The 12,706-nt window shown below is 46.6% G+C and carries 7 protein-coding genes; 5 read left to right on the forward strand and 2 right to left on the reverse strand.

All coding sequences use genetic code 11. The features are described from left to right. Positions 1 to 16: 16 nt before the first annotated feature. Positions 17 to 1,405, reverse strand: a complete 1,389-nt coding sequence (locus tag ACLTX1_RS10275) for a hemolysin family protein (RefSeq protein WP_308449001.1) — start codon at positions 1,403 to 1,405, stop codon at positions 17 to 19. 564 nt (positions 1,406 to 1,969) lie between these two features. On the opposite strand from ACLTX1_RS10275, the gene nifJ reads away from it, so the two are divergent. The 3 genes from nifJ (at position 1,970) to ACLTX1_RS10290 (ending at position 8,788) form a co-directional block, all read left to right on the forward strand. Then, the gene (nifJ, locus tag ACLTX1_RS10280; protein ID WP_308449000.1) at positions 1,970 to 5,518 is read left to right on the forward strand and encodes a pyruvate:ferredoxin (flavodoxin) oxidoreductase; all 3,549 of its coding nucleotides are present in this window, start codon (positions 1,970 to 1,972) and stop codon (positions 5,516 to 5,518) included. A 720-nt stretch (positions 5,519 to 6,238) separates the two neighbouring features. Continuing rightward, on the forward strand, positions 6,239 to 7,609 hold the full coding sequence (locus ACLTX1_RS10285) for a glycosyl hydrolase family 28 protein (protein ID WP_308448999.1): 1,371 nt from the start codon (positions 6,239 to 6,241) through the stop codon (positions 7,607 to 7,609). A 114-nt stretch (positions 7,610 to 7,723) separates the two neighbouring features. After that, positions 7,724 to 8,788, forward strand: a complete 1,065-nt coding sequence (locus tag ACLTX1_RS10290) for a response regulator (RefSeq protein ID WP_308448998.1) — start codon at positions 7,724 to 7,726, stop codon at positions 8,786 to 8,788. Here ACLTX1_RS10290 and ACLTX1_RS10295 read toward each other — a convergent pair. After that, positions 8,752 to 10,515 (reverse strand): sensor histidine kinase, encoded by a 1,764-nt coding sequence (locus ACLTX1_RS10295; RefSeq protein ID WP_343284907.1) that lies wholly within the window; start codon positions 10,513 to 10,515, stop codon positions 8,752 to 8,754. The two genes, ACLTX1_RS10290 and ACLTX1_RS10295, sit on opposite strands and share 37 nt — an antisense overlap. A 295-nt stretch (positions 10,516 to 10,810) precedes the next feature. On the opposite strand from ACLTX1_RS10295, the gene ACLTX1_RS10300 reads away from it, so the two are divergent. Both ACLTX1_RS10300 and ACLTX1_RS10305 read left to right on the forward strand, forming a co-directional pair. Continuing rightward, entirely contained in the window at positions 10,811 to 11,746 is a 936-nt protein-coding gene (locus ACLTX1_RS10300; protein WP_308448996.1) for an ABC transporter permease, read from the forward strand. 13 nt (positions 11,747 to 11,759) lie between these two features. Then, positions 11,760 to 12,650 carry a carbohydrate ABC transporter permease gene (locus tag ACLTX1_RS10305; RefSeq protein WP_308448995.1) on the forward strand — a complete coding sequence of 297 codons (891 nt, stop codon included), beginning with the start codon at positions 11,760 to 11,762 and terminating at the stop codon, positions 12,648 to 12,650. Positions 12,651 to 12,706: the final 56 nt, after the last annotated feature.

Consider the following 12,706-nt stretch of genomic DNA (forward strand, 5'->3'; position numbering starts at 1 on the left):
CTCCTTTCAAAAAACATCAGTCTTCATGTGTTTCTTCTTCGGGGGTTCTCCGGGGGTCATTTTTCACGATCAGCAGGCGGGAAAGACGCTGGTCTTCAATTTCAAGTACGGTGATGGTGAGCCCGCAGACCTGTACGCTGGGGTGCTCGTTTTCTTTTGGAATGCGGCCTAAAAGGTCGGTGACAAGGCCGGCGATGGTATCGTAATCGCCCTCCGGCAGCTCAGTGTCGGTAAGGTCGGAAATCTCGTCGATGGAGGTGGTGCCGTCCACAGTGAACTCGTTTTCGCTGACACGGAAGATCTCTTCCTGCTCGTTGTCGTATTCGTCCTGAATGTTGCCGAAAATGGACTCCATGAGGTCTTCGAGTGTGACGAGACCCGCCGTGCCGCCGTATTCATCGACGATGATGGCGATCTGCAGGCGGCGCTCCTTGAGCTCTTTAAAGAGCTGGCTGCACTTTTTCGTTTCCGGAATGAAATACGCCGGGCGAACCATGTCTTTTAAATGGATGAAATCCGGTACGGGCTGGTTGACGTAGGGCAGAAAATCCTTAACATAGCAGATGCCGATGATGGTATCGATGTCTTCGCGGTAGACAGGGAGACGGGAGAAGCCGTTTTCCACCGCAAGTACGGCGGCTTGTGCAATGGTGCTCTCCTCATCGATGGCGCAGATGTCCGTACGGTGTGTCATGATCTCGGTGACGGTGGTGTCGTTGAAATCGAAAATGTTCGTGATCATGTCGCGCTCATTTTCTTCGATAACGCCTTTTTCCTCGCCTTCGCCGACCATGTGGAGGATTTCTTCTTCGGTGACGGTTTCATCAAGCGCTTTGGGGTCGTTGCCCAAAAGACGCATGAGACCGTCCGAAATGAGGTTGCACAAGAGGACAAACGGATGCATGACGGCGCTGAGGGCGCACAGCATGGGGCAGAGTTTGTATGTATGCTGCATGCCGTGTGCAGCCTTGTGCGCTACGAATTTTTTCGGAGCGAGGTCTGCTGCCGTTAGATAAAGACCTGCGCACAGCAATGTGCAAAGCAGTGCCGAAAGCACGGCAGCGGCAGACGTGGGGAGCGCGGCGCGGATGAATACGTTGTAAAGGCGCGGCGCAAAGCCGGTGACCGCAACAGCGAGAGCAAAGAAGCCCATGAGCATCATGCCCGATTGCAGGGGCGAAATGATGCCTGCGCTGCGTTCGAGATACTCGAGCAGCTTTTTGGCGCGCGGTTCGCCGGACTCCGCATCTTTTTTGATGCGGGATTCGTTAGCCGTTTCCGCAGCGGATTCGCACATGGCGAAAAGCGCGCCAAGCACGAAAAAGAGCAGAAACAGCAACAGGGCGAGGGGGAGGGGTAAGACGGACGAGGACGGCAGTAAATTGCCGTAAGGGTCGTCGTTCATAGTGAAAAAAGCATCCTTTCTGAAAGTTTGGGAGCAGTGAAATGGCTTTGAATGTGCTTTCGTGAAGGCGGGAGAATAAAGTTTTGTTCAAACTTTTTCAAAAGCTTACGAGTTCTTAGGGAAGCGCCCTAAGTCGCTTTCCGCAAAAGTCAAAGAAAAACGCAATATGAAAAAGCGAGTTTTCTTTTCAAAAGCGTCACGTGATATTTAGCTAAAACTAACTGCTCACCGATATATAATTATTAAAATTTTACCGCAAAAAAACGCTGTTGTCAATATTTTATGCCGGGGGCGCGCCGAATCCCGGACAAAGCGGAGGGAGAACGACGAAAAGGGCGAAAGGCGAAGCGGAGAAAAATAAAAAATGCCGAAAATCCCTGTTAATTCAGAAGAAATTTCAAAAAATCCTCGTTTTTTCCTTTACATATAGGCGAAAAAATGATAAAATTTGTTTTGAACGACGACAGGTGCTTACGGGAGAGTTCTGCAAACGGCAGGGCGGTGAACGGGGTACTGCGCCGTCAGGTAAATCCATTGATAATCCTTAAAGGAGGAATTAGTTAAATGGCAAGAAAAATGAAGACCATGGATGGCAACAACGCCGCCGCGCATGTTTCTTATGCGTTTACCGACGTTGCTGCGATCTATCCGATCACGCCGTCTTCCGTTATGGCTGATGAGACCGATAAGTATGCTGCTGCCGGCAGAAAGAATCTTTTCGGCCGTGAAGTACGCGTAACGGAGATGCAGTCTGAGGCCGGCGCTGCTGGTGCAGTTCACGGTTCTCTGGCGGCTGGTGCTCTTACCACCACCTACACCGCTTCTCAGGGCCTGCTCCTGATGATCCCGAACATGTACAAGATGGCCGGCGAGCTGCTGCCGAGCGTTATCCACGTTTCTGCTCGCTGCGTTGCTACCCACGCTCTGAACATCTTCGGTGACCATTCCGACATCTATGCATGCCGCCAGACCGGTTATGCAATGCTGTGCTCCAACAGCCCGCAGGAAGTTATGGACCTCGGCGCTGTGGCTCACCTTTCCGCTATCCACGGCAAGGTTCCGTTCCTGCACTTCTTCGACGGCTTCCGTACCTCTCATGAGATTCAGAAGATCGAAGTATGGGACTACAAGGATCTCGGCGAGATGCTCGACTGGGATGCCGTAAACGAGTTCAGAAGACACGCTCTGAATCCTGAGCACCCGGTTCTCCGCGGCCAGGCACAGAACGGCGATATCTTCTTCCAGGCTCGTGAGGCTTGCAACAAGTACTACGATGCGATTCCGGAGACCGTTGTCGATTACATGAACAAGGTCAACGAGAAGATCGGCACCGATTACAAGCCCTTCAACTACTATGGCGCTCCGGATGCGGAGAAGGTCATCATCGCTATGGGCTCTGTCTGTGAGACCATCGAAGAGGTTATCGATTACCTCGTAGCAGCCGGCGAGAAGGTTGGCCTTGTTAAGGTTCACCTTTACAGACCGTTCGTTGCAAAGTACCTGCTTGACGTGCTTCCGGAAACCGTTAAGACCATCTCCGTGCTCGACAGAACGAAGGAGCCGGGCTCCATCGGCGAGCCGCTGTACCTTGACGTTCTGGCTGCTATCAACGGCACGCAGTTCGGCTGTGCTAAGGTTCTCACCGGTCGTTACGGCCTCGGCTCCAAGGATACGAAGCCGGCTGACATCATCGCTGTTTACCGCAACATGGAAAAGGGCGACGATGCGAAGAAGAAGTTCACCATCGGCATCGTGGACGATGTTACGCACCTGTCCCTCGAAGCAAACGAGCACCCGGATACCGCACCGGCAGGCACGAAGTCCTGCAAGTTCTGGGGCCTCGGTTCTGACGGTACCGTCGGCGCAAACAAGAACTCCATCAAGATCATCGGCGACCACACCGATATGTACGCACAGGGTTACTTTGACTACGACTCCAAGAAGTCCGGCGGTCTGACAATGTCCCACCTGCGTTTCGGTCATACGCCGATCAAGTCCACCTATTACATCTCCCAGGCTGACTTTGTTGCATGTCACAACCCGGCTTACCTTGGCACCTATGACATGGTCGAAGACCTGAAGAAGGGCGGCAGCTTCCTGCTGAACTGCCAGTGGACGCCGGAAGAGCTTGACGAGAAGCTCCCGGGCAAGGTTAAGAAATACATTGCTGATAACGATATCAACTTCTACACGATCGACGGCTTCAAGATCGGTAAGGAGATCGGCCTTGGCACCAGAATCAACACGGTTCTCCAGTCCGCATTCTTCTCCATCGCGAAGATCATCCCGGAGGAAGACGCAATCCGCTACATGAAGGATGCGGCTACGAAGTCCTACTCCAAGAAGGGTGACGCCATCGTTAAGATGAACCATGACGCTATTGAACGCGGCGCTAACGGCTACGTGAAGATTGATGTTCCGGCTTCCTGGAAGGACGCTGTGGACGATTCCACGAAGCACGTTGCAACCGGCGACCGTCCGGAGCTCGTGGACTATGTAAACAACGTGGTTATCCCGGTTAACACCTTCCACGGTAAGGATCTGCCGGTTTCCACCTTTGAAAAGTATGCAGACGGCACCTCCCCGCAGGGCACCGCTGCTTACGAGAAGCGCGGCGTTGCAGTTGACGTTCCGACCTGGATCCCGGAAAACTGCATCCAGTGCAACTTCTGCTCTATGGTCTGCCCGCACGCGGTTATCCGTCCGGTGCCGATGACAGATGCAGAGCTCGCAGCGGCTCCGGCTGCTGTGAAGAGCAAGGCCATGACCGGTATGCCGGGCATGAACTTTGTCATGACGATTTCCACCCTGGACTGCACGGGCTGCGGCTCTTGCGTACAGGTTTGCCCGGGCATGAAGGGCAACAAGGCTCTCGCAATGTCCCCGATCGACAACGAGCGCCCGGGTCAGGAAGTATTCGATTACGGCGTTAAGCTGGATCCGAAGCCGGAAGTTCTTGCTAAGTTCAAGGACACCACGGTCAAGGGCAGCCAGTTCAAGCAGCCGCTCCTCGAGTTCTCCGGCGCATGCGGCGGCTGCGGTGAAACTCCGTACGCTAAGCTCGTTACCCAGCTGTTCGGCGACAAGATGTACATTGCAAATGCTACCGGCTGCTCCTCCATCTGGGGCGGTTCCGCACCGGCAACGCCGTACACCGTCAACAAGCAGGGTCACGGCCCGGCATGGCAGAACTCCCTGTTTGAAGACAACGCTGAGTTCGGCCTTGGCATGACGCTTGCACAGAACGCAATTCGCGGCCGTCTGGAGCAGCTCACGAATGAGCTCGTTGCAGAAGAAGGCGCAAGCGAAGAGCTGAAGGCAGCAGCTGAGAAGTGGGTTGAGACCATGGCTGACCGCGCTGAAAACGGTCCGGCGGCTGAGGCTTACATCACGGCTCTTGAGGCTTCCTCCTCCGAGAAAGCAGCCGAGATTCTGAAGGATAAGGATTATCTCGCTAAGAAGTCCATGTGGATCTTCGGCGGCGACGGCTGGGCATACGACATCGGCTTCGGTGGCGTTGACCACGCTTTGGCTTCCGGTGAAGATATCAACATTCTGGTCTTCGATACCGAGGTTTACTCCAACACAGGCGGACAGGCTTCCAAGTCTACCCCGGTCGGTTCTGTTGCACAGTTCGCGGCTGCAGGTAAGTCTGTGAAGAAGAAGGATCTGGCTTCCATCATGATGAGCTACGGCTATGTTTATGTTGCGCAGGTCGCTATGGGCGCCGACATGAACCAGTGCCTGAAGGCTATGCATGAGGCTGAGAGCTATCATGGCCCGTCCATTGTTATCGCTTACGCACCGTGCATCAACCACGGCATCAAGGGCGGCATGGGCGTTTCCATGAACGAAGAGAAGAAGGCAGTTGCAGCAGGCTACTGGCATACCTTCCGCTTCGACCCGCGCCGTGCTGACAACGGTGAGAACCCGTTCCAGCTCGACAGCAAGAAGCCGTCTGCTTCTTACCGTGACTTCATCATGGGCGAGGTTCGTTACAACAGCCTTACCCGTGCATTCCCGCAGAGAGCCGAGCAGCTCTTCGAGAAGGCTGAGAAGTACGCAGAAGAGAAGTACGAGAAGTTCGCACACATGGCTTCTGAGGAGGAATAATTCCGCAAGGAATTTTCCGCCTGTACCGAACCGTACAAAAGCGGCGTAAACCGCTGAAATAAAGAGACCCCCGATTTGCAGCAATGCAGATCGGGGGTCTTGCTATATTAAAAAACCGGCATAATTGTGTAAAAGCTCAACGTACAATGCAGCACCGGCATCACATCGGTGCCGATCTTGTAGGGACAATCGAAAATGAATATATCCGAAACGATACAAATACAAAGCTGTGTCCAGTGATGCAGATGGGCCGTTTGCTATATTATAAAACCTTTAATAGAGTATGGCAATGAAGTGAAATTGGAAAATAATATAAAATATACTCGACAAGTGTTTGAAAAATTGATATAATATGAATGAAATATCTGCGGTGCGGAGGCAGTGGATTTTCTCGATTACCTCCTTATTGTAAGCGGCTCTTTATATCGGTAAAACTGTACAGTTGGCTCCGAGTTTGCGGCGCAAGATATTGTAGCCTAAACTTATGCTGAAGCTCCTGTATACCGACTGCCACATGATGCTTTTACAGTTTCTCATCGTGAATGATGTAATTCCGGCATAAATACGGGCTGATTCTTTATGTTTTCACTAATAAAATTTATCAAAAGCTTAATTTTGTAGGAATAAAAGAAAAAATTGTTTGTTTTCAATATTCTTCAGACATGATATTCTATAATCACTTCCATAAAGGAAAAACCATTATTTTAAGGAGGAGTAAAAGTGGCTGTGCGTTACAATCCCAATCCTGCAAGAATTACGGAGCCGTTGTATAAAGTTGAGGAACTGGAAAAATCTCCTTTGTACACTGTGCTTTGCGGCGGAAAGGAGCTGACGGTTTACCACACGGATAGTTTTGATTACGTAATTCCGGTTGTGGACGACGATTCTCCGCTAAGTTTTCAGGTAAAAGTGTCCAAAGATTTCCAAAAGGCGGTTTTCCGTCCGGCCAAGACCAATGTTCAGGCTCAGATTTCCGGCCGAGAGTTGAGCTTCCAGCTGGAAAAGCCCAGTAAGGTCACCTTGGAGTTAGATGGCAATTTGAAGACACCGCTCTTTATCTTGTGCACAAAGCGTGTCCCGAAGCCCGAAAAAGTGGATCATCTTTTTGAGAGTGGGAAAGTCTACAATGTTGGCACGTTAGAGGTCAAAGCGGAAGAAACGGTTTTCTTGGAAGAGGGCAGCGTTGTCTGTGGTTGTGTGAATGCTTTTTTCGCCCACGGCATGAGAATTTTAGGAAACGGCATTCTGAATGGTTGTGTATGGCATCCGAAAGAAGAAAACGGTGGCGGCAGACCAATGATTCGAATGGTGTTTTGCGATGATGTGAAGATTCAAGGCATCACCATGGTGGACGGTGGTTCGTGGCACCTGGTTCCTGGCGCTTGCCGGAATGTGGAGATTGAGGATGTAAACATCATGTCTCGAGTTTGCACGGGTGACGGCATCGATATTGTAGGCTGTGAAGACGTAACCATGCGAAACTCCTTTATTCGCGCTTCGGATGACTGCGTGTGCATTAAAGCTGCAAGTTATCCCGACCCTGCTGCCAATAGGAATGTGAAGAATATTCTGGTAGAACACTGCGTTTTGTGGAATGCAGAACCCGGTAACGCCGTGGAAATCGGATATGAAGTGCGCTGCGATGAGATTAGCGACATCACATTCCGAGATCTGGACATCGTTCATTGCGAGTATGAGGGTAATCAGTCTGGCGGCGTGCTGACCATCCACAATGCAGATCGCGCTCACATTCATGACATTGTGTATGAAGATATCCGCGTTGAAGATGCTCAGGAAAAGTTTGTCGACATCAAGGTATTGGATTCCAAGTACTCATTGGATCGAAAACGCGGAAGTGTCGAAAATATATATTTCCGTAACGTGGAAATTCTGAATGGTAATTTCCCTGTTTCTATTATTCGCGGTTTTGAGATGCATACGGAAATGAGTCGCCCCCGAAATATCTATTTTGACAATGTAGTGGTTTTAGGCAAACAAGTCGAATCCCCCAGCGACTTGCATATGGTGGTGGAACTCTCTGATGATATTTTGTTTAATGGTACGGCACACGCAAAAAGGAATCCATTCTAATTGATATGCAGGAGTCCCGATAATTAGGAAAGAAAGACAGAGCATCAGGAGTGGCTTCTGATGCTCTGCTTTTTTATAGGTCATTTTTAGAATGTCAGGAAAGGATGAACACTTATGTATACTGTTGTAATCGTTGATGATGAGCCGTGGGCATTGCAAGGGCTGGCAGAAATCATTGATTGGAACAACGAAGGTTTCTCTATTATAGGCCAGTTTACGGATCCGGACGAGGCTTTTGAATTCCTGTGCAAAAAAGAACCTGATGTAGTGTTTACGGACATTCGAATGCCTGGACTTTCCGGATTGGATCTCATTGAGATGTCTCGCGTAAAGGGGCTTAACTGTGAGTTTGTACTTATAAGCTCATATGAAGATTTTGAGGCAGCACAAAAAGGAATTCGCCTGCATGTGTGGGAATACATTTTAAAGCCCTATAACGCGGAAGATATCCATAGTGTTACTAAAGTTTTGTCACTTCATTTGGAGAAGAGAAATGATCTCGTCAGTGTGGAATGGAACGATTGTGCAGAAGAAATTTTGCGTAAGGCGGGATCGCTTCAAGACCAGTTGAAAAACTACCAAACAATGGTGTTGTACCTTTGCTCTCATCTATGCGAAGTGCCGGAGGTGTTGAAAGAAGAAAAGTGGATTCCTTTATTTGTCAAAGACACCGGGGGTGCATATCTGAGAGTATCTGCAGAATCCCATATAACTAGACTCAACATGCCTCAAGAGGGTAATCAAAAGTGGGGGGCCAGTCGGGTGCACAAAAGTAGAGTAAATTCTTTACCTCAAATGCTTCAAGAAGCTTGGTACGCATTGTGGGCGGGATTTTCATATTCCGGCAGTGAAAAGGTAGGAGAGATTCAGTTTTATCTTTGTAAAAATATGAATGAAGAGTTTTCTCTTAAATCAGTGGCGGAGAAGTATCATTTTTCCGAACCATATTTTTGTACACTGTTTAAAAAGGGGACCGGTATGTCGGTTATCCATTTTGTTCAACATGTGCGCGTTCATTATGGAACTTATCTCATTCGAAACAGTGAAAAAAAGCTTCAAGAAATCGCGGAAGAGGTAGGATTTGAGAATTACAGCTATTTTGGGAAACTATTTAAGCGATATGTTGGGCAAACTCCGGAAGCCTATCGGGAGGGTTCAGAAGGAAAATTAGGAATATAAAGAGTAATGACGGTGTAATGATTTTCTTGAGAGCGTAAAGAAAACCGAAAATCTTTTCCATAGAATAAATGCAAACGGCGGAGTACATTATCAAGACCGATGTGGTCGTTATGGAGAGCTTCTCCTTCCTGAGAGTAACGTTGTTCTATTTCTTGGATTTTTTCCAAAGGAATTCCTATTCCGTTATCTGCAATTTTAAGAAGAAGAATACCGCTTTCCTCGTTTACTTGGCCCTGTATGAAAAGAATACAGGGCTTTCTTTTTCTTTGAAAACCGTGAGTGATGGAGTTTTCAACTATAGGTTGCAAAATCATAGAAAGAAGTGAATGGGATAGTGCTTTCGAAGAAATATCTACTCGTAGTTCATAGCGCAGTGGGGAACGCATGTCCATTACATTGAAATAGTGTTGCACATGATTCAGCTCTTCTTTTAAGGATACGACCAGATTGCTCCGAAGGCTGTATCGGAAAAGACTGGATAAAGAGGTGAGCATATTTTCAAGTATAGGAACCTGATAATGGTGAGCCATACTCCGCATACTCTCTAAAGTGTTGAAAAGGAAATGGGGATTAATCTGATTTTTATATGCGTTTAGCTGCGCTTGCTTTTGAGCCAGTGTGGTTTGATACAACGTATGGGACATTTCCAGTTGCCGACGATTGGCAATATCCAGTACGTTCAGTGTTTGATTGATGCTTTCTGCCAAATACCTAAGGTCACTGAGGTTGGGCAGAGTTAGTGATTTTCTTATTCCAGCTTGAATATCCTGCATATCTGCAATTATCTGGTTTATTGGTTTAGAGATATAATGTTGAATAAGCCATGTGGAGAAGATCAGACAGGCGCAGGTACCTAAAAGAACCGTTGTAGCGATAATTCGAATTTGAGCACTGCTTTGCAAAAGATTAGCAGTAGGAACCATGTCAATCATAGACATGTCTATATTTTCCAACATCACTGTGTGGCAGGTATATTCAACGTTACCTATCCGAAACTTGCCTGGGGTTCTTTTATGTAAAGCTGACATTTCTAATTGAGATACTTCTCTGCTGATATAAACAATATTATTATGATAAAGGATGGCTTTGATTTCTCCAACATATTTTTCCGAAGAGGACAGACCTACCAATGTATTGACATCAATTAATGCCATTCCTAATGCGTACTCATCGGAAATGTAACCTGAAAGCAGAGTATTATATACCGGAAAGCAATAGACCAATTGAGGTAGTTGATTGGAATCATCTTCGGGAGGAATGGTGAGGAAGAACGGTTCACGGGACATATTCTTATTTTCTTGGATGATTTTTTCCGCAAATTTCTGATAGCGGTATTTTCCGGTAGTACCTGAATAAAAGGTGTGACCGTAGGGGCTGGTGATAATAACATCAGTGATTATGGGCAGAGATGTTTTCAAATAACCCCAAAGTTGGTTGCAACCGGAGATGTTGTTGAGATATACAAGAGGCTTTTTGCTAAAGAGAATCTCTTGCATGTTGGAAAAATAGGAGAGTTGTGTAACGCTGTGCTCCACGTTGCGGAACTGGGCGTCAAGTTGTGCTTCTATACTTTCAGAAAAAGTTTGAAAAGAGCTTTCAAATTGATCCCGGGAAAAGGTATAAATGAACAGATAATATAGTGTTGAAATAATAAACAGAAAAAGGAGCATTACTGCGAGACTGATTCGCAGAAAATGTTTGATAGAAATGCTTTTTTTACCAGTCATAAAATATCTCCTTTGTACGAAAGAACAGTATTTAGCCAAGTATACCTTATCTACAGAAAAATGTAAAGTAACAGAATTGCGATTTATTGACAGAGCAAAGACTGAAAGCACCGACAAAAAGCACAAATTCAAATAATATAGAAGAAAAAAATTAGGGAAATCTTAATTTTGTAAGAGAAGTGCAAAAGATTGTCCCTGTGCAAACGAAAAATTCTTCGATATAATTTAAGCATAGATTTTGGAGATTTCCATAAAAACTTTTGACAAATATTCCAAAACAGAAAGGCGGATGAATGTGGAAAAAAAAGAAAAAACAATAAAGCAAAAGTCTCTTTGGCAAGAGATTTGGAAAAACAAAGCAATCTATCTGATTATGCTACCGGGTATCATATGGTTCATTGTTTTTTCTTACGGACCTATGTCTGGTTTGCAGTTGGCATTTAAAACATACAGTATGAAGCGGGGAATTTGGGGAAGTCCTTGGTGCGGATTGGAGAATTTTCAATACGTGTTTCGGGATCCATCTTTTTTAAAATCCGTGGGGACGACTTTATGGATAAATGCTGGACGATTAATCTTTCAATTTCCTATTCCTATCATATTGGCACTGCTGATGAACGAGTTGAGAATGAAGCGATACAAAAAAGTTGTGCAGACAGTGCTGACATTCCCGCATTTCTTGTCTTGGGTTATTGTGGCAAGTATTGCAATCAATGTCCTTTCTTATGACGGTTTGTTGAACAGTTTAATCCTGTCTTTTGGAGGAGAGACAGTGAACTTTACAGGAAACGCCAAACTGTTCCAGCCGTTGCTGTATATTACGGAGAACTGGAAATCCGCTGGGTGGAGCGCCATCATCTATATGGCAGCGATTTCGGGAATTGATATGGACCAGTATGAAGCAGCGGATCTGGACGGAGCTTCTCGGATACAGAAAATCTTCCGTATCACTCTTCCAAATATTCTCCCAACTATTTCGGTGATGTTTGTATTGCAGATGGGCAACATGATGTCTGGAGGGTTTGATCAGATTTTTAACCTTTCTAACCCCGCAGTAAAAGAGGTATCTGAAATCTTAGATATGTACATTTACAACATTTCATTCGGCTCCACACCCGATTTCGGTTTCTCAACAGCTGTCAGCTTTTTCCGTTCTGTGGTAAACTGCATATTTTTAGTAGCTGCTGACAGGGGTGCAAAAGCACTGGGCGGAAGCGGTTTATTTGGTTGAGGAGGTAGTGTTAATGAAAAGAAAGAATCAGATTCACAAAAAACGGTTCGATGCAGTGGATGTTGTGGTGGTTGTTTTGTTGACTTTATGGATGCTTTTGGTCATTGTTCCGTTCGTCAATGCCATCTCTATTTCCTTCGCCACACAAAAGGAATACGTAGACAATCCTTTGATGCTCTTTCCTTCGCAGCCTACGCTGCAAAGCTACAAAGTGCTTCTCAATGATTACCGCATTTGGGTAGGTTTTCGCACTTCCTTTTTATTGGTAGTGGTGGGCGTTCCGGTAAGCATGCTTTTGACTACAATGTTGGCATATGGCACCAGCCGAGGAAATTATCCAGGAAAAAAGATTATTATCGGCGGAATTCTCTTCACAATGCTTTTTAATGGGGGTATCATTCCTCTGTACTTGCAGATGAAGGAAATGGGACTGACTAACACTATTTGGTCAGTGGTTCTGGCCGGAACAGTGAATGTATTTTATTTTGTGATTATGAGGAATTACTTTCAGTCTTTGCCGGAATCTTTGATAGAGTCGGCTCGTCTGGATGGTGCAGGAGAATGGAGAATCTTATTTGACATTATCCTTCCTTTGTCCAAACCGATTATTGCCACTTTGACATTGTTCTATTTGGTGGATCGATGGAACGAATGGTACAATGCCTTGATTTTTATTCGTAATACGGATCTGCAACCCTTACAGTTAGTTTTGCGATCCATTGTGATGGAGTCCAGTATTGTCAATAACGTAACCAGTGCTGCTGCTATGGAGCAAATGCAGAATTTTAATATGGGCGTAAAAATGGCAGCAGTTATCGTAACAATCTTGCCAGTTATGTGCGTGTACCCGTTCCTACAAAAACATTTCGCTCAAGGCGTGATGGTGGGGGCGGTGAAAGCTTAATAGAACTGTTCCAGATAGATATAGAAAAAGGAGGAGGATAGTTAATAGTTATTTAA

The sequence above is a fragment of the Hominenteromicrobium sp. genome (assembly GCF_046974225.1).
Lineage (GTDB): Bacteria > Bacillota > Clostridia > Oscillospirales > Acutalibacteraceae > Hominenteromicrobium > Hominenteromicrobium mulieris.

Bases quoted from the DNA above. Each gene is read 5' to 3' on its own strand.
- ACLTX1_RS10305 (WP_308448995.1), top strand. From the start codon at position 11,760: ATGAAAAGAAAGAATCAGATTCACAAAAAACGGTTCGATGCAGTGGAT.
- nifJ (WP_308449000.1), top strand. From the start codon at position 1,970: ATGGCAAGAAAAATGAAGACCATGGATGGCAACAACGCCGCCGCGCAT.
- ACLTX1_RS10275 (WP_308449001.1), bottom strand. From the start codon at position 1,405: ATGAACGACGACCCTTACGGCAATTTACTGCCGTCCTCGTCCGTCTTA.
- ACLTX1_RS10290 (WP_308448998.1), top strand. From the start codon at position 7,724: ATGTATACTGTTGTAATCGTTGATGATGAGCCGTGGGCATTGCAAGGG.
- ACLTX1_RS10295 (WP_343284907.1), bottom strand. From the start codon at position 10,515: ATGACTGGTAAAAAAAGCATTTCTATCAAACATTTTCTGCGAATCAGT.